Source organism: Terriglobus roseus DSM 18391 (genome assembly GCF_000265425.1).
In the GTDB taxonomy this organism is placed as follows: domain Bacteria; phylum Acidobacteriota; class Terriglobia; order Terriglobales; family Acidobacteriaceae; genus Terriglobus; species Terriglobus roseus.
The window spans coordinates 912,635-934,317 of sequence record NC_018014.1; the positions used below are offsets into that span (position 1 = coordinate 912,635).

Genomic DNA, 21,683 nt, shown 5'->3' on the forward strand with positions numbered 1-21,683 from the left:
TGCGACATGAGTCTTTACGGGATTGTGGTTGGCATTATTGTTGTGACGCTGCTGGCGGTGTCGCTGTCGCGGCTGCGTGCGACGAAGACCAAGGCCGATTACCTGGTGGCCGGGCGGACGCTGCCGGCTGCTGTGCTGGTGTTCACGCTGCTGTCGAGCTGGGTCGGTTCGGGGTCGCTGCTCGGCGGTGCAGAGAATGCGTACAAGCATGGCTTCGCTGCGTTGTGGCAGGGTGGCGGTGGTTGGGCAGGGCTGCTGCTGATCTACTTCATTGCGCCGCGTGCGCGGAAGTTTGCGCAGTTTACGATTCCGGATCTGCTGGAGGCTCGTTACAACCAGACGGCGCGTGTGCTGGGTGTGATTGCGGTGTTGTTTGCGTATACGGCGATCACGAGTTATCAGCTGATTGGTGGCGGCGACATTCTGCACCTAATCTTTCCGGACAGCATTTCTAACATTGGCGGGCGATATCTTATCGCTGGATTTGTCATTGTGTTTACGGCCATTGCGGGGATGGGGTCAGTCGCTTATATGGATGTGGTGATCGGCTCGCTGGCTACGGTGACGATGCTGGTTGCGCTGCCGATCCTGATCCACGTGGCGGGCGGTTGGAGTGCGGTGCATGCGGCGTTGCCGGCTACGCACTTTCAGACGTTCGGCGATATCAGCGGTGTGCAGGCGGCGGAGCTGTTTCTACCAACGTGCCTGCTGATGCTGGGAAACCAGTCGATGTATCAGAAGTTTTTCAGTGCGAAGAGTCAGCGTGATGCGAGCCGTGCCGTGGTGGGATGGATCATCGGCACGGTGATTCTGGAGACGGTGATCGCCGCGCTTGCGGTGACTGGATCGGCGCTGTTCCCGACGGGTGAGGTGAGTCAGCATCCGCGCGAGATCCTGGCGTTCAGCGCGATGCATGGATTGCAGGGCAGCGGTGCGCTGCAGTTGCTGGGTGCGCTGATGATGGGCGCGATCTTCGCAAAGATCATATCGACGGCGAATAACTATCTCTTCAGCCCTGCGACGAACCTGGTGAATGATGTGTTCGTTCGATACATTGCGCCGACTGCCGGTGACCGAGTAGTGCTGCTGGTGTCGCGCGGCATGGTGGTGCTGCTGGGGCTTTGGTCGCTGTGGCAGTCGCTGGGTACGGAGAGTGTGCTGGCGATGAGCCTGTATGCGTACACGATCTATGCCGCGGCGCTGACGCCGGTGATCCTATCGGCGTTCTTCTGGAAGCGGGCGACGGCTGCGGGTGCGGTAGCTTCGATTGCGATTGGGACGGTGGTGACGATCGGATGGGACTCGCAGTTTGTGAAGCATACGCTGCCGCCGATGCTGGCGCAGCGCGATGCGATTCTGCCGGCGCTGCTGATGTCTGTGCTGGCGCTGGTGGTGATCAGTCTGCTGACGCCGCCGCCGTCTGCGGCACAGTTGAAACCGTTCGAGGGCTGACCGTGAAGCATCTGCTGCGTGTGCCGATGAGGGACACGAGGGCGGTGCTCGATGGTGAGAGAGCGGCGGCGAAGTGGTGCGGTGTGCGCGGGCATTTGCGCGGTGTGGTTGGGCGCGGTGGTCACGGAGGCGCAGTTGAGTGTCAATGATGCTCTTCGAGCGCATGGGGTGCGGCCTGCGGCCGTCGCCGATGATGCAGCTTTGCCTGTGACGATCGGTGAGGCACTGGAGACAATGTTTGCGGCGGCAGACATTGTGTTTGCGGGCGAGATTGTTGCGGTGCAGCGCGGTGAGGAAGTTGTTGCTGTGCGGTTTGCCGTGGACGACGGTGTGCGCGGTGCGACCACAGGCAGCATTTACACGTTGCGCGAGTGGAGCGGCCTTTGGCGTGACAACGCATCACGCTACGTTGTCGGTCAGCACCTGCTGATGTTGCTGCATGCGCCGTCTGTCGCGGCCTATGCAACGCCGGTGGCGGACGGAGCGATTTCGTTAAAGGGTGATGCGGCGACAGGCTCGGCGGATCTGCGTTGGATTGCGGTGCATGTTGCTGTGACGGATGCGGCTCGTCTGCGACCGGCGGCTGCGTTGCGTGCGTCGGGTGGATCGATTGCTGTTGCCGATGCTCGGATGCGGCTGGAGGCTATGCCGTCTGTGATGGCGGCGAGCGCTGCTGCGGCGCGATCGTTGCTGCAGGGCGAGACGGAGACCTCGGAGGCTTCCGAGGCTGCTGTTGTGCAAGATGATGCGAACGCTCGTGTGGATCGAGCGGTGGTGATGGATATGCTGCATGCCTGGCAGCAGCGTGCGGAGCGTGCGCATTGAATCGCGCGGGCTGGTGGAGTGCTTTCGTTGCAGGGCTGCTGATGCTGTGCGGCGGGGGATATGCTGCGACACCGCGATTCGTGGCAAGTACGCAGTGGACGAATGCCGGCAAGGCGATGGGCTGGTATCGCAGCGACGTGCAGTACTTCGTGGATGCGGGGCCGCTGAGTGCGTCGGTCGATCACGCGACGGCAGTGGCGATGGTGGATGCCGCAGCGCGGGTGTGGAATGTGAGCGGCGTTCCGTTCACGCTGACGAACGGCGGCGGTCTTGCCGAAGATGTGAGTGGCGACAACGTCTACCTGGGATCGAATGGGCCGGTGTGGCCTGCGGATGCGGCGAAGACGAACTACGGTGCGAAGCAGATTGCGGTGGTGTTCGATGCGGACGGCGCGATCACGGATATGTTGTTGGGCTCTGGTGCGAGTGGTCCCACGAGTTGCCGCACGAATGGCGTGACGGAGAGTACGGACTTATTTATTCAGCCGGGAAAGATTGCGCATGCGCTGATCGTGATCAATGGCCGATGCAGTGGGACGACGCCGGAGAAGCAGTTGCAACTGCAGTACCAGTTGATGCGGGTGTTCGGTCGAGTGGCGGGTGTGGGCTGGTCGCAGCTAAATGACAATGTTTTTACCGGCACGTCTGCACCGACGTATCAACAGCAGTTGCACTGGCCGATCATGCATCCCATCGATGTTCTATGCGGGCTTTATACGTATCAGTGTCTGCCGCAGCCGTTCACGCTGCGCGATGATGACGTGGCCGGTTTGCGACTGTTGTATGCAGACCTGACGCGATCGGATACGGCGTGGCTGCAGCCTTCGGGCACATTGAGCTTCCCGAATGGGCAGGGGATGGCGGGCGTGAATGTGACGGTGGAACGGAACTATCGCTGGGGCGGTTACGGGACGGAGCCGTTTCAGGATGCGAGTGCGGTGTCGGGCATGCTAGCGGCGGGCGACCGTGGCAATCCGGTCACGGGAAGCTCTGGGGATACTGCGGGAGTTAATGGGTCCACGGTGGCGAATGCGGGCTATTTCGTCTTTGGCGGCATTCCTCCGCTCGCGCAATTTCCGAATACATCGCTCTATTACTCGACGGAGCCGATCAATCCTCTGTATGTCGGTAATTACGCAGTGGGACCTTACCGTGTGACTGCGCCTGCACCTTCCGGGACGCCGCTCAATGCGCTGGCATACAGCCTGACGCCGGGGTATGTGGGCAACTTCGGCCTGGTGATGGCCGACGCTACGCGCGACTGCATTACTGGTGCGGATGGCACGGAGTCGCAGCCGGTGCAGGTGCAATCCGATGGCGTCTGGAGCGGACGGTTGTGCGGTGTGGGGCACTCATCGTGGGCGACGTTCGCGGTGCGTGCGGGCCGGTCTGCGACGGTGGAGGTCACTGCGACGGATGAGACCGGTGCGGCGACGGCGAGCAAGGCGATGCCGCTCATTGGAGTGTGGCATGGTTCGGACGCGACTGGAGCGGTTCCTGGGCTGGCGAGGGCGGCGGTAGCGTTTAACGGTTTACGGACGGGGATGACGCAACTGCGAGCGTCTTTTGCGTCGAGTGAACGCGTGCGCGTGGGCGTGACGGATGCTCGCGGAGAAGGCCGTCCAGACTTCACGTATCGTGCGCGGTTGTTGTATGCGGATACGGTGTCGCCGGATCGGCTGACTGCGGCCGGCGGTGCGATTCACATTGCGGGCATGGGCTTTCAGCAGGGCAATACGGTGATGGTTGGCGGCGTCGCGGCGCAGGTGACGAGTGTGTCGTTGACGGCGATTGATGCGATTGCGCCGGCTGCCGCGCGACTGGGTTCGACGGGCGCGATGGATGTTGTTGTGACGGATCTGCAGACGGGTGGGAGCTCGACGATCACAGGGGGCGTGACGTATGACGGAGCGGTGACGGATGTGCTGTCACTGCGGGTGGCGCCGCCGTCGGTTGTCACGGTAGGCGCGAGTGCTCCGTTGACATTGCTGCTAACGGATGGGAGTGGTGGGGCTGTTCGGAATGCCGCGATTCGGCTGACTGCGGCCGGTGGTGGTGTGGTTCTCTCTGCCTGCCGTCTGGCTGCATGCACGCTGGTGACGGATGCGAGTGGCGTCGTCACGACGCAGGTGACGGCGCAGACTGCGGGAGCTGTGACGATGGTGGCGAGGTCGACTGGCGGATCGACCTTGACGACTAGCTTTTCGGCTACGCAGGTGACGCGGGCTGTCACGGTTTTGCGGCCCACCGCGTATGTTGCGGCGGGCGTTGGCGCGAGCTTCCGGCCGGCGGTGGTGGTTACGGCCGATGGCGCGGTGCAGGCAGGCGAGGCCGTGGTTTGGAGTTCGTCTTCGACTCGCGCTGCTTTGCTGGCGGCGAATACTGTCACGGGTGCGGATGGCGTTTCAGTGGTGGCGACGGCGGGATCGCTGCGCGACTCTGAGGCTGCGACTGTGCAGGCATGTGCCTGGGCTAGTGTGTGTGCTGTGCAGAATCTGATTGCGGTGCCTGCGGCGGATCTTCGTTTTGCGGTGGTGAGTGGCGATGGTCAGAGCCTGACGGCGGCAGGGACGCTGGCGGCGGTGTCGTTGCGCGTGGTGGACACTGCGGGGCATGCGGTGGCGGGCGCGGCGGTAACGGTGTACCAAGCCGTCAGCGGGTGGCAGCCGGCTTGTGCGCCTGGTGGTCGTTGCCCTACGGCTCCGGTGTATGGCAAGGGCAGCACCAAGGTGATGAGTGATGACGATGGATTGATCACGGTGACTCCGTTGGAGTATGCGAATACCTCTGCTGTTACAAAGATTACGGCGGCCGTTGGGACGCAGGGATCGGTTACCGTGACACTGCAGAAGACACCTTAGAAGCTTGGCTAGAGGAGACGGTCGAAAAGAGTTGCGCGACGGTGGCGGCTCGGTACGCATCGAACGAGGGAGAACAGAGAGACAGGAGTTCGGATGACGAACGGCGTGACAGGTGGGATCCGCAAGCGGGTGTTGATTGTCGGCGGTGGTTTCGCCGGGTTGAAGGCAGCGGAGGCGCTTGCCGATGCCGAAGTGAACGTGACACTGGTGGATCGTCGAAATCACCATACGTTCCAGCCATTGCTGTATCAGGTAGCACTGGCGGTGCTTTCGCCCGCGGACATTGCGCAGCCCATCCGGGCTATGTTGCGGTCGCCGAATACGCAGGTGCTGATGGACGAGGTCACGGGCTTCGATACTGCGGCGCGACGTGCCACGTTGAAGAGCGGCACCGTGCTGGAGTATGACTACCTGATTCTGGCGACCGGATCGACGCACTCGTATTTTGGCAAAGATGAGTGGGAGCACCTGGCACCTGGGCTGAAGACGATTGAGGATGCGGTTGAGATCCGCCGACGGGTGTTGCTAGCGTTCGAGCTGGCCGAAGGGCAGATGCAGGAGACGGGACGGCATCCTGCGCTGAACTTTGTCGTGATTGGTGGCGGGCCCACGGGTGTTGAGCTTGCGGGAGCTATCTCTGACATTGCGAAACTTTATATTCGCCGTGACTTTAAACACATCGATCCTGCAACAGCGAGAGTGTTGATCGTGGAGGGTTCGCCGACGATTCTGGGCGCATATCCCGAAGACTTGCAGCAGAGCGCTCTGAAGCAGTTAGCGGAGCTGGATGTACAGGTCCGGACAAATACGCGAGTCACCGACGTGCAGCCTGGCTATGTCGTTGTGGATGGCCATGAGCGCATTGACTCCGTGGTGACGCTTTGGGCTGCGGGTGTACAGGCTTCTCCACTGGGCAAGCTGCTGGGTGTCGAGGTGGATAAGCGTGGCGCTGTCCTTGTGGATGAGCAGTTACATCCTGTGGGGCATCCGGAGATCTTTGTGTGCGGGGATCTGGCGCATGCGATGAGTGAGGGCAAGCCTGTCCCGGGTGTGGCACAGCCAGCCATGCAGATGGGAGACTATGCCGGGAAGACGATCGCCCTGGAGGTGAAGGGCGAGAAGATGAAGAAGCCTTTCCACTATCACGACAAGGGTGACATGGCGACGATTGGTCGCAGTGCCGCAGTCGCCAATGTGAAATGGCCTTTCAAAGGACACCTGAGCGGGTTTCCTGCGTGGATCTCCTGGTTGGTGGTGCACATCTTCTTCCTGATCGGCTTCCGCAACCGGTTGAGCGTGTTTCGTAACTGGGCATGGACTTACCTGTTTTTCACGGATGGTTCACGGTTGATCACGGGCGACATGCAGCTGCCGGGCTGGGATGTGGAAGATAACCCCCAAGGGGCGCTGACGACCAAACCCATTGAGGCTGTTTCGCAGCCTTAGAGGTTCGTCGTCGCACTCCAATGATGCCCACGCTGCTTCACGCCGCGTGGGCATCTTCGTCTGTGTCCGTCGCCGTCCGATGAGTTTCAGAGGATAGAAGAGATGACGACAGCGAAGAAGGTTGACGGCGGTAAGGTGCGGTACGCAGTGGTTGGCGCGGGTTGGATCTCGCAGACCGCACTGCTGCCTGGCGTGGAACACACGGGTAACTCTGTGGTGACGACGATTGTTACCGGTCACGAATACAAGACGGAGAAGCTGGCCGAGAAGTATCCGACGATTGAGCATGGCTATAGCTATGAGGAGTACGACGACTTCTTGAAGGCCGATGTGGCGGATGCTGTGTACCTGGCGACGCCTAACTTCGACCATGTTGAGCTTGCCGTGAAGACGCTGGAAGCGGGGCTGCATCTGCTGCTGGAAAAGCCCATGGCTGTGAGCGTGGATGAGTGTCAACGCATCATTGCCGCGTCGCAGAAGACAGGTGCGAAGTTGATGGTTGCGTACCGGCTGCATTTTGAGCCGGGGACGCTGAAGGCGCTGGAGCGTGTGCGGTCGGGCGAGCTTGGGACGATTCGGTACTTTAATTCGAGCTTCTCGCAGCTGGTGAGCGGGCAGAACCATCGCGCGAAGAATGGTTACTGGGCGGGACCGCTGCCGGATATGGGCCCGTATCCGATTAACATGGTGCGGACTCTCTTCGGTGCGGAACCGATCGAGGTATTTGCGACCGGCGTGAACACCGATGAGAAATACAACTTCGATGACACGGTTGCCGTGACGATGAAGTTCGATGCAAACCGCATTGCGGCGTTCGTAGTGAGTTATAGCGGACAGGATCTAGATGACTTCCGTATCGTGGGCGAGCTTGGCAGCCTGTACAGCGATCCCGCTTACGGTATGCCGGGCGGTGTGGCGCATGTGGTCAAGATCGATATGAAGGAAAGCAAAGAGAGCTTTAACAAGACAGACCAGTTTGGCGGGGAGTTGAAGTACTTCTCAGAGTGCGTGATCAACGGTACGGATCCGGAGCCGGATGGCGAGGAAGGCATGCTGGATGTGCGCATCCTGGTGGCAGCGGAGCAGTCGTTGAAGACTGGCATGCCGGTGAAGTTGCAGCCATATAAGCGGACCCGTCGTGCGGTAAGTGAGCAAGTGCAGAAGCTTAGCCCGGTGAAATTGCCGGAGTTGATCGGTGCGCATAAACCCAGCGACGGGCAATAAGACCTGATTCTCTAGATGCATAAAAAGAACCGGCCACCCTTAGATGGTGGCCGGTCTTTTATGTGTGGTGATGTCTAACTTTTCGTCATAGAAACGATGTGAGCCACGGCCTTGTGTGCAGAGAGTGCCGCCCCCTCTTGCCAGCCGACGATGCGGCTGACATAGTCGCCTGCCAGCATTAGCGCACCTTCCGGTTGAATCAACTGGCTATAAGCAGCCTGCGATTCGTCCAAGTGATTGTTCGCATAACAGCCAATGCTGTACGGGACCTTCGTCCACTCGATGTAGATGGGTTTCGTAAGATGTTGGCCGCAGCCCGGGTGCAGAAGGTTGACGCTGTTCCGGGATGATTCGAGGCGACCCTGCATCGTGGGGATCTTGCCGAGCGCGGTGAGATGACCTTTCTCATCGCCGATGGCGTTGAAGCCTGAGAGGATGACGCCGGTCTTCGAGAACATCTTGTCGCTGGGGTACCAGACGAGATCGACGGGCTGATCGAGGAAGGAGATGCCGCCGTAGATGTTGTGCTCCTTCTCCCAGAAGCGCGGTGCTTCCCATGCCATTTTGTAGAGCGCCGCCATGGGCATGCCGTGAAAGGCCTTTTGCATCGCCGGGCTAAAGTCGTTCGGAATGCCCTGCAATACGCTGATGGGTAGCGTACAGATGCAGAAGTCAGCTTTCACTTCCCTGGACTCGTTGCCGGATTTGTAGGCGATGCGCACGCCGCTGGCAGTCTTGCGAATCTCGCTGACGGGGCAGTCGTACTGGATGAGGCCTTTGAGCGATTCTGCAAAGGCGTACGGGATGCGGTCCATGCCGCCGACGGGCTGGAACATGGTGGCCTGCCAGTCGATCTGGTCTTCGTAGAACTCGGCCTTGGAGAAGTTTGCGACGAGCAGGTCATGGAGCGGTATCGTGTCGTGCAGCTTGCTCTGATCAGCACCGGCACCGCGCGGTGTAACGAAGCCTGCGCGTGTGGTGCCGTGATACTTTGCCTTCTTATCGAGATCTCCATAGCCAGCAAGGAAGTCCAGCAAGAGCTTCGAGTCCTCGCCGCTGAGTTCTTCATCGAGCGCGCGTTTGTTGATGGATTTGGTGAGTAGTTCTGCGATGTAGCCACGGGTGTCGTAGACGGCCTGGCGCTGTTCGACGGGTTTGCCGCTGTTCAGTTTGTCGGACTGAAGCAGCGCAGAGCGCGAGACGTTGACTTCCACTTCCAGCGGGACGCCGAGCTCTGAGCAGTAACCGAGGATTGTCTTGTGGATGGACGGGAGCCGCGCGGGACCGGCGTTGAGGTAGTGTCCGTCTTCCCAGGTGCAGCTTTGCTTCGTACCGTCCGTGAAGACGACGTCGGTTCCTTTGCCTACGCTCCAGTTGCGGCCGCCGGGACGGTTGCGGGCTTCGAGGATGGAGACGGTGTAGCCGGCCTTTCGCAACTCGTACGCCGAGACGAGTCCAGCGATTCCCGCGCCGAGGACGACGACCGACTTGCCTTGCCCAAGTGTGGATGAGAGTGGCGGCAGTGCTGAGGCTTCGGCATTGCCGAGCAGGCCGAGTGCATTCATGGTGGAGAATGCGGCGGAGTAGCCACCGAGATGCGCAACGCGATTGAGGAAGCTGCGACGAGTCAGGCTCATGAGCGATATCCCTTCGTGGGGTGCGGCTGCGCCTGCGCGCGGGTATGCCGCGGCACTGCGTTGAATTGGTTAGGGGAACTAACTACGAAGGTATCGGAGGGGAGCGGTCGACGCAAGGTGATTGCGCGCGTGGCTTTTCTGGAGCTGGATCGGGGGAACGCGGGGCAAACAAAACGGGCCTGCTTTGGCGGCAGGCCCGTTGGCGATGCGACTGTGAGGGTTTAGGCGGTGACTGCTTCTGCTTCTTCGACCTTCACGTTGACCGGCGTGAGCCAGCCGAAGCGGTCTGCCGTGGTGCCGTTGACCAGGGCGAAGAACTCATCATGCAGTTGCTTCGTGACAGGACCCATGGTGCCGTCGCCGATGACGATGCGATCGACCGAGCGCAGGTGCGAGACCTCTGCAGCGGTACCGGTGAAGAAGGCCTCGTCGCAGAGGTACAGCATCTCGCGGGGCATGGCCTGCTCGATCACTTCGATACCAAGTTCGCGCGCGATCTGGATGACGGAGGCGCGGGTGATGCCGTTGAGGACGGAGTTCGCGAGGGGCGACGTGAGCAGCTTGCCTTCGCGGACAAGGAAGAGGTTCTCGCCGGAGCCTTCACTAAGGTAGCCGTTGCGATCGAGTGCGATGCCTTCCGCGTAGCCATTGATCTCCGCTTCCATACGGATCAACTGCGAGTTCATGTAGTTGGCGCCGGCCTTTGCGAGTGAAGGCATGGTATTGGGTGCGAGGCGGTTCCAGCTGGAGACACAGACGTCTGCGCCCTGGTGGCCTGGCATGTACTTGCCCCATGGGAAGTTCGCGATGTAGATCTCAACCGGCGACTTGAGCGGGTTGACGCCGATTTCGCCATAGCCGCGGAAGGCGACGGGGCGGATATAGCAGGGGGCGACGCCGTTGGTCTCGACGACGCTGACGACTGCCTCCATCAGTTGATCCAACGTATAGGGGAGGGGCATGCGGTAGATGCGCGCGGAGTCGATGAAGCGCTGCATGTGTTCACGCAGACGGAATACGCCGGCCTTCTCTCCCTGTGTATAGGCGCGAATGCCCTCAAAAACCGACGAGCCGTAGTGGACCACGTGCGACATCACGTGGATGTTTGCGTCGGCCCAGGGGATCAGTGAACCGTTGTGCCAGATCTTGTCGGTGGTTTGGATGGGCATAGTGGAGCCTCAATAGTCGCAGTCGCGAGAAAATAAGGGTATCAAAAGGGCATTGTCGAGTGCCTCATTGTTAGGGCGCCTCCTCGCGAGCAAAATCTTTAAGACGTGTTCACCCAATGTTTACGGGGTGATTATCGCGATGTAGCGGAGGTTTTCCTCAGTTGCCTGGAGAGACGGGGTTGCAGAGCACGGCTGGCTCCGGTAATGTCAATCAAGTCGAGCGCAGTTGTGAGGCGCGAAACAAAGCGGAGAACATTACCGCTTGACGCAAGCAGAAGTCGCTTGTATAAAAGAAAAGTCGATCAGGCGGGCGGTATGTCGCGGATCGAGTGGGTAGCCGGAAGGCAGCCTGCGGCGTAAGACTCGCGAGAGCGGCACAGCAGTCCAAGCGTTTGTCACGCATGATTGGTATCGGGGGCCTTCGGGTCCTGGTCAATCCAAAGACAAGCCCAAGACACTGCAGTAAAGATTAGGGGCCTACGCTCCGGGACAGACGTTCGCGTTTGCTCCTTTGGATGGTTTGAGATTTCTGGTGCTGTAAAGCTGTGCGCCAAGCGTGAAGCCTTTGTGGTTTGAGGGTGGAGCGGCTGGAGCGCGAATTCGCGAGAGTCATCGCTGCTTTTAGCTATTTCCAATTCGTGGCCGCGGGCCTACGTCGACCATGAGGATCGAGAAGCGAACGAAATAGTATAGAAGCGAGCGAGTTGACAGGCAAGCGAAATCGCGATACTCTAGAAAAGTTGGTGAACGGCAGTCGAGAGCGAAAGCGACGCGGTCCTGGTAGGAGCTACGAAGTAGCAACCGGGAAGCAGCGAGCGAGTAGAAAGTGACTTACTTGTTAAGTCCCAAATCAAGACCATTGCAGCCCATACAAGTTCGAGGACACAACCGTTGAGTCTATGACTTACGGCGTCCTTGATCCAAAGCAGACGGCTTAGGCCTGATCTGACAAGGATCTTTGACAACATAGTTGAACGTGCCAGTCGTGAGATGCATTGGACCTTACGGTTTAGTCATTCTCACTTGTTTTAAACCGGCTAGCTTTCGAGGCTAGACCGGGCACCTATGCTAACCACCTCCGTGAGTTAGTAAGTGCAACCAGCATTCAAACGAGAGTTTGATCCTGGCTCAGAATCAACGCTGGCGGCGTGCCTAACACATGCAAGTCGCACGAGAAAGGGACTTCGGTCCTGAGTAAAGTGGCGCACGGGTGAGTAACACGTGACTAATCTACCTCCGAGTGGGGAATAACTGAGGGAAACCTTAGCTAATACCGCATAACACTTACGAGTCAAAGCAGCAATGCGCTTGGAGAGGAGGTCGCGGCAGATTAGCTAGTTGGCGGGGTAATGGCCCACCAAGGCAATGATCTGTATCCGGCCTGAGAGGGCGCACGGACACACTGGAACTGAAACACGGTCCAGACTCCTACGGGAGGCAGCAGTGGGGAATTTTGCGCAATGGGGGAAACCCTGACGCAGCAACGCCGCGTGGAGGATGAAGTCTCTTGGGACGTAAACTCCTTTCGATAGGGAAGATAATGACGGTACCTATAGAAGAAGCCCCGGCTAACTTCGTGCCAGCAGCCGCGGTAATACGAGGGGGGCAAGCGTTGTTCGGAATTATTGGGCGTAAAGGGCGCGTAGGCGGTTTGGCAAGTTTCGTGTGAAATCTTCGGGCTCAACTCGAAGTCTGCACGGAAAACTGCCGGGCTTGAGTATGGGAGAGGTGAGTGGAATTTCCGGTGTAGCGGTGAAATGCGTAGATATCGGAAGGAACACCTGTGGCGAAAGCGGCTCACTGGACCATTACTGACGCTGAGGCGCGAAAGCTAGGGGAGCAAACAGGATTAGATACCCTGGTAGTCCTAGCCCTAAACGATGATTGTTTGATGTGGCAGGTACCCAATCCTGCCGTGTCGAAGCTAACGCGATAAACAATCCGCCTGGGGAGTACGGTCGCAAGGCTGAAACTCAAAGGAATTGACGGGGGCCCGCACAAGCGGTGGAGCATGTGGTTTAATTCGACGCAACGCGAAGAACCTTACCTGGGCTCGAAATGTACCGGAATCCGGCAGAAACGTCGGCGTCTAGCAATAGACCGGTATATAGGTGCTGCATGGCTGTCGTCAGCTCGTGTCGTGAGATGTTGGGTTAAGTCCCGCAACGAGCGCAACCCTTATCTCTAGTTGCTACCATTTAGTTGAGCACTCTAGCGAAACCGCCTCGGATAACGGGGAGGAAGGTGGGGATGACGTCAAGTCCTCATGGCCTTTATGTCCAGGGCTACACACGTGCTACAATGGCCGGTACAAACCGCTGCGAACCCGCGAGGGGGAGCCAATCGGAAAAAGCCGGCCTCAGTTCGGATTGGAGTCTGCAACTCGACTCCATGAAGCTGGAATCGCTAGTAATCGCAGATCAGAACGCTGCGGTGAATACGTTCCCGGGCCTTGTACACACCGCCCGTCACATCACGAAAGTGGGTCGTACTAGAAGTCGGTGCGCTAACTCGCAAGAGGAGCAGCCGCCCAAGGTATAATTCATGATTGGGGTGAAGTCGTAACAAGGTAGCCGTAGGAGAACCTGCGGCTGGATCACCTCCTTTCTAAAGAGAACCAGTCTGACAAAGTCAAAACGCTCTGCGTATCGCAGACGGCCATTGTGCCGAGTTCGACTGAGGTCAGACAACCTCCAGGATTTATCCTGGAGAGCTTGAACTAAGCCTCTCTTTGGTCTAATACCCATCTATGCGATGGTCATCACTGGCGTAGCCGGTGAGCACGTTCAACTGTGTCCTCGAAAATCTTTCGAGAGCCAACTGCGTTTGCAGTGAGCTCAAGGTAAATCAGAGGGTTGCCGGCAGGTGTCCGCAAGGGCTCTGCCGGTATCGCCCTGATCTGGGCCTGTAGCTCAGTTGGTTAGAGCGCACCCCTGATAAGGGTGAGGTCGGTAGTTCGAATCTACCCAGGCCCACCACAACCTCTTGATTGGAAGCCGCGCGAGCGGTACTCTGATTAAGTTGTTCTGAATGGGGCTGTAGCTCAGTTGGGAGAGCGCCTGCTTTGCAAGCAGGATGTCATCGGTTCGATCCCGGTCAGCTCCACCATTTACTCGAAAGATAGAGTCTGTATGAGGTTGAGGAAGCTACTTTGGTAGTGATCCTGAGCCTTGGACAGAACGCGTGTGGCGTCTGGGAAACCGGAGCAGCACGAGGAAAAGTCCCACACCCCAGGGTGTGCTGGTGAGCGGTATCGCTTGCTTGTGATGTTTGACAACTGAATAGATTGGGTAAATATAACTACAAGGCTGAGCCTTCAGTTTCCCGGGTTTTCTCTGGGAGTAAAGCTGAAGATTTAGTGTTGAGTGTCTTTAGGATAATAAAACGGCGAAGTAAAGGACTAAAGCATTAGCAGAGTATGTTTCTGCGTGCGAGTAAATTCTATGAACAAGCTACTAAGGGCGCACGGTGGATGCCTTGGCAGAATCAGGCGATGAAGGACGTGGCAAGCTGCGATAAGCTTCGGGGAGCCGCACACAGGCGTTGATCCGGAGATTTCCGAATGGGGAAACCCACCTAGGCAAAACCTAGGTATGACCCGCTGAATACATAGGCGGGATCAAGCGAACGGGGGGAAGTGAACCATCTCAGTACCCCCAGGAGAAGAAAGAAACCTCGATTCCGAGAGTAGTGGCGAGCGAAATCGGATGAGCCCAAACCCGTTCCATTTCGGTGGCACGGGGGTTGTAGGGCCTGCAACAAGTAGAGTTACCAATCCAGTAGATAGTCAAAGCCCTTGGAAAGGGGCCCCATAGAGCGTGACAGGCGCGTAGACGAAATTTATCTGGACTCGAAGCAGGTACCTGAGTAAGGCGGGGCACGAGAAACCCTGCTTGAATCCACGGGGACCATCCCGTAAGGCTAAATACTCGATTCTGACCGATAGTGAACCAGTACCGTGAGGGAAAGGCGAAAAGCACCCCATTGAGGGGAGTGAAAAGTACCTGAAACCGTGTGCCTACAAGCAGTGGGAGGACTATGCCCGTAAGGGAATGTCTGACCGCGTGCCTATTGCATAATGAGCCGGCTAGTTATTCTTGTCAGCAAGGTTAAGCGTGAGCGAGCCGCAGCGAAAGCGAGTCTGAATAGGGCGATAAGTTGGCAGGAATAGACGCGAAGCGGGATGATCTACCCTTGGCCAGGTTGAAGACGGGGTAACACCCATTGGAGGACCGAACCGGTGTTTGTTGAAAAAAGCTCGGATGAGCTGAGGGTAGGGGTGAAAGGCTAATCAAATTCCGTGATAGCTCGTTCTCTCCGAAATAGCTTTAGGGCTAGCCTCGGGTGATTTGGATTGGTGGTAGAGACATGATTGGACTAGGGGGCTTTCCGGCTTACTGAATCCAGCCAAACTTCGAATGCCAATCACAACCAGCCCGGGAGTCAGACTGTGGGGGCTAAGCTTCACAGTCGAGAGGAAAACAGTCCAGACCGCCTGCTAAGGTCCCCAAATTATCGTTAAGTGGGAAAGGAAGTCGGAACGCTCAGACAGCCAGGAGGTTGGCTTAGAAGCAGCCATCCTTTAAAGAAAGCGTAATAGCTCACTGGTCAAGCGGTCCGGTGCCGACAATACAACGGGGCTAAAACGATATACCGAAGCAGCGGATGCACACCTTAGGGTGTGCGTGGTAGGAGAGCATTCTCGCGACAATGAAGGTAGACTGAGAAGACTACTGGAGTTTCGAGAAGAGACCCTGCCGGCATAAGTAGCGATAATCAGTGTGAGAACCACTGACGCCGAAAGTCTAAGGTTTCCTGAGGAAGGTTAATCCGCTCAGGGTTAGGCGGTCCCTAAGCTGAGGCCGAAAGGCGTAAGCGATGGATATCCGGTTAATATTCCGGACCTCCCAATACCTCGTTATTACGATGGGGTGACACAGAAGGATAATCAGGCCCTCCTATGGCTATGGGGGTTGATACACGTAAGCTGGATCTGATAGGCAAATCCGTCGGGTCTTAACAGTGAGGTGTAAAACAGTAAGGCGTATGCCTGAAAGCTGATGAGTTCACGCTGTCAAGAAAAACCTCTAAGGAGAGGAATTGGGAACCGTACCACAAACCGACACAGGTAGACGAGGAGAATATCCAAAGGCGCTCGAGTGAAGGCTTGTTAAGGAACTCGGCAAATTAGACCCGTAACTTCGGGAGAAGGGTCGCCACGGTAGGGTTCATAGCCCGAAGTGGCCGCAGTGAAACGCGTACGGCGACTGTTTAACAAAAACACAGGTCTCTGCAAAGTCTAAAACGACGTATAGGGGCTGACTCCTGCCCGGTGCTGGAAGGTTAAAAGGAGGGGTTAGCGCAAGCGAAGCTCTGAATTGAAGCCCCAGTGAACGGCGGCCGTAACTATAACGGTCCTAAGGTAGCGAAATTCCTTGTCGGGTAAGTTCCGACCTGCACGAATGGAGTAACGATCGTACGACTGTCTTAACGAGTTGCTCGGCGAACTTGTAGTACCGGTGAAGATGCCGGTTACCCGCAGCTAGACGAAAAGACCCCGTGCACCTTTACTATACTTTTACTATGGGTTACGGCAATTGCTGCGCAGGATAGGTGGGAGGCTTTGATACCGGGATCTCGGTTTCGGTGGAGCCAACGGTGAGATACCACCCTGCGATTGTTGTGACTCTAACCTCCTTCCCTTATCGGGAAGAGGGACATAGTAAGACGGGTAGTTTGACTGGGGCGGTCGCCTCCTAAATTGTAACGGAGGCGCGCGAAGCTACACTCAGGCTGTTTGGAAATCAGCCGTCGAGTGCAAAGGCATAAGTGTGGTTAACTGCGAGACCTACAAGTCGAGCAGATGCGAAAGCAGGCCTTAGTGATCCGGTGGTTCTGTATGGAAGGGCCATCGCTCAACGGATAAAAGGTACGCCGGGGATAACAGGCTGATCATTGCCAAGAGTTCATATCGACGCAATGGTTTGGCACCTCGATGTCGGCTCATCGCATCCTGGAGCTGTAGAAGGTTCCAAGGGTTAGGCTGTTCGCCTATTAAAGCGGTACGTGAGCTGGGTTCAGAACGTCGCGAGACAGTTCGGTCTCTATCTGCTGTGGGCGTAGGAGATTTGAAGGGGGCTGTCCTTAGTACGAGAGGACCGGGATGGACGAACCTCTTGTGTTCCAGTTGTCTTGCCAAAGGCACGGCTGGGTAGCGAAGTTCGGTTATGATAACCGCTGAATGCATATAAGCGGGAAGCATGCCCTAAGATGAGATCTCCCAACCCAAAAGGGAAATGAAGGGCCCTAGAAGACCACTAGGTTGATAGGCTGGATGTGGAAGCGCAGTAATGCGTGTAGCTTACCAGTACTAATCGCCCGTTCGGCTTGATCATAGAATTTACTCTGCGCAGAAACATTCGTTTTTTGTCCTGAGACATTCGACACAAGCTAAGTAGTTATGTTCGGAGCGCAAGCTCTGCGACGAAACTAAGTACGAAAATTACGAAGTATATGTCTACTCAATCTATTCAGTCGTGAAACTTCGCAGCGTGAGCGCGAGTTTTGACAATTTGCCGGTGAGAATATCACGAGGGCTACACCCGTTCCCATCCCGAACACGGAAGTTAAGTCTCGTTGAGCCGATGGTACTGCACGGGCGACTGTGTGGGAGATTAGGTTATCGCCGGCATAAACATAAAGGCCCACTCTTCGGAGTGGGCCTTTTGATTTTGCTGGTAACAGGAATGCCTGGTGTGATGCGGGTTCAGGCTCTAACGGGTACCGTAAGTCGCGCAGTATCGGCCGTGGGCGGCTGGAAATACGACGTAATGCACGCCCGCAAAACTCATCCCGCGAATGGTGACGGGCTGACCGTTGCGGCGGAGGGAGGCCACCTCCTCCGCTGCCACAGTCGACGGGAGCAGCACCTCAAGGCCGTGCGCTCCGATGCCTGACTCGATCATGAAACAGACTTGCTGGCCGGACCATTGAATATCGCGGAACTTCGATGCGTTACGTCCGTCAAGCCATTTCAATAGCTGTGCAGCCGTGATGATCGGTACCTGCCGCTTCTTCGCGGAGGCGATGATCTCCTCGGCGCTTGCGGATTTGGCCTCGTCGTTGTGCATGTTTGCGGTGAAGACACCGAGATACTCGGATTCGCCTAGCGCGTTGTCCAACAGAGTGTTGACAGTGAAGGGATAGGACTGGCCGGATTCGTCCGTCATCTGCGTTGGTGCCTGGTAGACGTCGATGAGTTCTCCCTGGCGCGTAGCGAAGCGCATTGGCAGCGCGGATCCGGTAAAGAGGCCAGGCTTGTCCTGCACCCATATCGCCGGCCAGTAATAGTAGTTGGTGTCCAGGCGTATGTTGTGAGCCAGTTCAACCTGCGGCTGCGTGTCGTAGTCGCCCCAGGTGATGCAGTCCGTGCGATTGCTGACTGGAGGGGGGAGCCCGGGGTACTTGGCCTCGAAGCCCTTGAGTTGCTGCGTGTAAAGACTGTCTACAAAGCCACGGTCCATTTGTCGGAGCTCGACGCCTGCGTTGTTCTTTTCAAGCTTGGTCGGCCAGTCAGTGCAGGCTGTGTAGACGTGGAGATCGACCTCAAAGCCTTTGCTGACGAAGTAGTACGCCTGTTCCGCTGTGATGGAGCCTTCGAAGATATTGGAGGTGGAGCGTATGCACTCCCAGTGATCGACGGAGCAGTTCGGTGCGCTGTCGCGCTCATACCTAGCGAACCTGCGCGTGGTGCCGCCATGTCCATGGTCGTCGCCTGTGAGGACGATGACTGCCTTCAGGCCTCTCGGCAGATACCAGAAGCGGGGCAGCGGCTTGTTCGCTGCACTGGCGAGCAGGATGAGATTGGCAAGGAGCCTCTGCTGTATGTCAGCCTGCGGGACGGCGATGAGGCTGGGGTCGACCCAGTCTAGCTGGGGATCGCTCGCGCTTGCACCGTAGAAGAGGTCGTCGGACCTGATGGGTCGCATTCCATCACGCTCGATGCCGGACCAATCGGGATTCCCCTGGCGTGTGTAGACGACAGACCTGGCCAGGTCGTAGCTGAAGACGGTGGCGCTGCCTTTGCCAATCTGCAGTGTGCTTACGGCGGGGTACTGCGTTGCCGTCTTGTCGTCGCGGTAGAGGGAGGCGATGGTCGTGGCGTTGCTGTCGTATCGATACGCGTCCCCGTGCCACTGCATCGGGCGCTGAAGAAGCCCGGCTGCGGCAGGCACCTTTGGGTTCAATTTAAGGTATCCGTTGTGCTGAATGGGGCCACCGGATGCGGTCACCGCAAGGTACCAGCCAAGACTCGCGGCGAGCGGCGGCGAAGGGCGCATTGCGATGAGATTGCCGCCCGCCTTGACCCAATCAGTGAAGAGACGAATGTGACTGGCGTCCACCGGTATCTCGCCGATCAACGCTATGTTGTATTTTGAAAGCTCTGAGGCCGAGACGTTTTCGATGTCTGCAACAGTGAAGAAATTCAGGCCTTCGCTTCGGAGAACTTCTGCGTAGTACTGGCTGAAACCGATTGTTTTACTCGTAACGAGCAGGAGCGGTCCACCAGGGCCTTCCTGCACGGATGCGGGTGGGCTAATCCCGACGGTGAAGTTCCATGTCTTAGGAGCGGACAGGCCGTGGTTGTACCGGTCTCGAAGGCCTTGCCTGCCTGCTGCCAGTGTCACCGTGTAAGTCACTCCTTCGCGAAGTTTTGCCGCGGATTGCATGGTGGCGGCTTGAGACGCAACGTCGTAGATGACTTTTGTTGAGATCACTCGTCCTTGTTCGTCGCGAAGCACCATGTTTCCGGAGACAGATTCGGGCGAGAGGGCTTTGCTGAAATGAATGGTGACGGCTGTGTTCGGCTCGACGCCCACTTCGTCCGCGTAGGGGTAGACACGCTCTGCGTCGGGCGGGATGGTGTAGTCGCGCGCAAACAAGACGAGGCCGATCATTGCCAGGACTGCCAAGGAGGCCGCAACGAGGAATCGGACGTGCCAAAGCGCTAGAGCAGGACTCACAGGGGAGGGGCCTCCGTGGCAGCCATCCTACGCCCAATGTCCTCGTATTTTTCTATGCAAACCTCGGCGCACTTATCGCAAATTTTTCTATTTCTTTGGGATGTGCTGGTTGGCGTCCGAAGGATCAGCGCGTCTTAGATACACTGGTTGGGGAGAGGCTGTTATGCGCGCAATCTGGATTTGTGGAATCGGCGGATTGATCCTGGCGGCTGGCGCGGCGACAAGCCGGGCTTCGAAGCCTTCTGCGTTTAGCAACCAGTCCAAGCCCATGACGGCAACTGTCACGGTGTTGGCCTTGAGCAGCTCGTCGCGCCAGAGCTTCGCCGGCAACCAGGAAGTCTATCTGGCGACGGTTGATGTGAAGGGCACGCGTGAGTTCGCGCGGGTGATCGACCAGTACCCGGGTTTCGGCCTGCCGATCCGTCCGTCTTTACTGCGGGAGCGCACGCCCCTAAAGATGAAGGTGACCCGCGAGCCTGAGTGTGATCTGCCGGGTTCGCAGATCTTCCTGACGCAAGGGGACGCTGCAATTTTTGATGGCAGCGTGAGAGACAGTCTCCGGACGCACGCGTCGGATGCAATCCCCTGCTACAAGACACTGCACCAGACAATCGAGATCGCAAAAAAGTAGTGGAGGCCTGAGCTGGTGCTGTGGAGGCTTACTTCTTATGCTTCCTGGTGAATAGCTTCAGATCCACGGCTGCTGCCATGGCTGCGTAACCTGCGTCGTTGGGATGCAAGTGGTCGCCGCACTCGTACTTCGGCAGCAGGCGATCGGGATGCTGCGGATCCTGCATGGTCTTTTCAAAATCGATTACGCCGTCGAAGAGCGGGCTGGTGCGCAGGAAAGTGTTCACGTGCTGGCGGATGAGTTCTCCGTCAGCACTATCGTACTTAGCGCCGCCGTATGGCAGGATCGTCGCGACGAAGAACTGTAGACCCTTTGCATGAGCGCGGTTCGCCATGGTGGTGAACGCGTCGGTGAGCTCCTGCTCGGTTATGGCGTCCGCGGGCGCACGGTGCATGTTTCCGATGTCGTTGATGCCTTCCAGCACGATGACGTAGCGGGCGCCGGGCTGTTGCAGGACGTCACGATCAAAACGGTCGAGAGCGCTGGGGCCTGCGTTCCCGTGCAAAACGCGATTGCCGCTGATGCCTGCGTTGAGGACGGACAGCGCCTTGGTCTTCTTGTTCGACGCGATCAGCGGCGCCAGCATGTCCGGATAGCGCCGGTTCGTCTCGGTGGTGGACTGGGCACCGTCGGTGATGGAGTCCCCGAGGAGGACGACTGCGGCTGACTTCTTTGTTGCGTCGACCTCTACGTTTTTCAGGAAATACCAGGATGTCGTGCGGGCGAGCAGAGCCGGCGAGTCCCCCGCTGCAGTTGCGGGGCGGCCTTCGCTCTGGACGATCGGCTTTGCGCCCGTGGGGGGCTGGATGGGGGCGGTCAGGTCCGGCGGGCCGACGCCTGGCGGCACCGCCGCAGCAGGGTCGAATTGCAAAGCCGTCGTCTGATCGCCGGCTGCGATGAACGTGGTCTGCAGTGCGAGCGCATGGCCGGTGAGCACCGGAAGATCCTGCTGCGGAATTGCCGTGGAGATGACCAGGTCCGAAAAGATGGGAACGGTCTCCACGACGGCATCACTGGCGGCGAACTGGCCGGGTGCGATGGTGATGTCAGGCTTGCCGGCAAAGGTGAGCGTACGGTCCGTCTGGGGCAGGATTTTCGATCCGGCGGAGAGGAAGGCGACGTGTGCCGCGGCGATGTGAAGCGGTGTGGTGCCGAACTCATTGGTGAAGGTAACGCGCATGCGCTTGCCGCCCTGGCTGATGTGGACGAGCTGCCGGAGCGTGACGTCCTGCTTGCCGATCGGCATCTTCTGCGAGGCGGAGGGCGATACCGGCATGGCAGCGGATGTCCATGTGCCGAGCCACTTGTCTTGAGCCATGGCAGGGAGCGAGAGAGCGAGCAGAAGGGCAGCGAGACGCATGGGCGAATTGTAGCTTTTTCAGCGCACCGGCGGCTGGGCGAGTGGACGTTATAGC

10 protein-coding genes, 2 tRNA genes and 3 rRNA genes are annotated in these 21,683 nt (G+C 58.0%); 11 read left to right on the forward strand and 4 right to left on the reverse strand.

All coding sequences use genetic code 11. The annotated features are described in order from the left end of the window. The first annotated feature begins 6 nt into the window (after positions 1-6). From TERRO_RS03980 to TERRO_RS04000, 5 genes are all read left to right on the forward strand, one after another. Entirely contained in the window at positions 7-1,452 is a 1,446-nt protein-coding gene (locus TERRO_RS03980; RefSeq protein WP_014784716.1) for a sodium:solute symporter family protein, read from the forward strand. 135 nt (positions 1,453-1,587) lie between these two features. Then, positions 1,588-2,277 carry a hypothetical protein gene (locus TERRO_RS03985; protein WP_157178244.1) on the forward strand — a complete coding sequence of 230 codons (690 nt, stop codon included), beginning with the start codon at positions 1,588-1,590 and terminating at the stop codon, positions 2,275-2,277. Continuing rightward, positions 2,274-5,138: an Ig-like domain-containing protein gene (locus tag TERRO_RS03990; RefSeq protein WP_014784718.1), complete on the forward strand. Its 2,865-nt coding sequence runs from the start codon at positions 2,274-2,276 to the stop codon at positions 5,136-5,138. Before TERRO_RS03985 ends, TERRO_RS03990 begins: the two co-directional genes overlap by 4 nt. 93 nt (positions 5,139-5,231) lie before the next feature. After that, positions 5,232-6,584, forward strand: coding sequence for an NAD(P)/FAD-dependent oxidoreductase (locus tag TERRO_RS03995; protein WP_014784719.1), 1,353 nt, complete (start codon positions 5,232-5,234; stop codon positions 6,582-6,584). Between the two features lie 102 nt (positions 6,585-6,686). Next, on the forward strand, positions 6,687-7,808 hold the full coding sequence (locus tag TERRO_RS04000) for a Gfo/Idh/MocA family protein (protein WP_014784720.1): 1,122 nt from the start codon (positions 6,687-6,689) through the stop codon (positions 7,806-7,808). 74 nt (positions 7,809-7,882) lie between these two features. On the opposite strand, the gene TERRO_RS04005 is transcribed toward TERRO_RS04000, so the two are convergent. Together TERRO_RS04005 and TERRO_RS04010 are read right to left on the reverse strand one after the other, a co-directional pair. Beyond that, on the reverse strand, positions 7,883-9,445 hold the full coding sequence (locus TERRO_RS04005) for a flavin monoamine oxidase family protein (protein WP_014784721.1): 1,563 nt from the start codon (positions 9,443-9,445) through the stop codon (positions 7,883-7,885). 221 nt (positions 9,446-9,666) lie between these two features. Next, positions 9,667-10,614 carry a branched-chain amino acid transaminase gene (locus tag TERRO_RS04010; RefSeq protein ID WP_014784722.1) on the reverse strand — a complete coding sequence of 316 codons (948 nt, stop codon included), beginning with the start codon at positions 10,612-10,614 and terminating at the stop codon, positions 9,667-9,669. Between the two features lie 1,105 nt (positions 10,615-11,719). Here TERRO_RS04010 and TERRO_RS04015 point away from each other — a divergent pair. The 5 genes from TERRO_RS04015 to rrf all read left to right on the forward strand — a co-directional run bounded on the left by TERRO_RS04015 (position 11,720) and on the right by rrf (position 17,305). After that, positions 11,720-13,221, forward strand: a 16S ribosomal RNA gene (locus TERRO_RS04015). Positions 13,222-13,515: 294 nt separating this feature from the next. Further along, a tRNA-Ile gene (locus TERRO_RS04020) sits at positions 13,516-13,592 on the forward strand. Positions 13,593-13,646: 54 nt separating this feature from the next. Then, a tRNA-Ala gene (locus TERRO_RS04025) sits at positions 13,647-13,722 on the forward strand. Positions 13,723-14,059: 337 nt separating this feature from the next. Further along, a 23S ribosomal RNA gene (locus tag TERRO_RS04030) occupies positions 14,060-17,009 on the forward strand. 179 nt (positions 17,010-17,188) lie between these two features. Then, positions 17,189-17,305, forward strand: a 5S ribosomal RNA gene (gene rrf / locus TERRO_RS04035). Together the 16S, 23S and 5S rRNA genes with 2 tRNA genes alongside form the textbook arrangement of a ribosomal RNA operon. Before the next feature lie 82 nt (positions 17,306-17,387). On the opposite strand, the gene TERRO_RS04040 is transcribed toward rrf, so the two are convergent. Next, complete coding sequence (locus TERRO_RS04040) at positions 17,388-19,637, reverse strand: Ig-like domain-containing domain (RefSeq protein WP_014784723.1); 2,250 nt, start codon at positions 19,635-19,637, stop codon at positions 17,388-17,390. A 163-nt stretch (positions 19,638-19,800) separates the two neighbouring features. Here TERRO_RS04040 and TERRO_RS04045 point away from each other — a divergent pair, with 163 nt between their 5' ends. Next, complete coding sequence (locus tag TERRO_RS04045; protein WP_014784724.1) at positions 19,801-20,268, forward strand: hypothetical protein; 468 nt, start codon at positions 19,801-19,803, stop codon at positions 20,266-20,268. Positions 20,269-20,296: 28 nt separating this feature from the next. Here the strand turns inward: TERRO_RS04045 and TERRO_RS04050 are convergent, their stop codons facing one another. After that, positions 20,297-21,628, reverse strand: a complete 1,332-nt coding sequence (locus tag TERRO_RS04050; protein ID WP_014784725.1) for an SGNH/GDSL hydrolase family protein — start codon at positions 21,626-21,628, stop codon at positions 20,297-20,299. Positions 21,629-21,683: the final 55 nt, after the last annotated feature.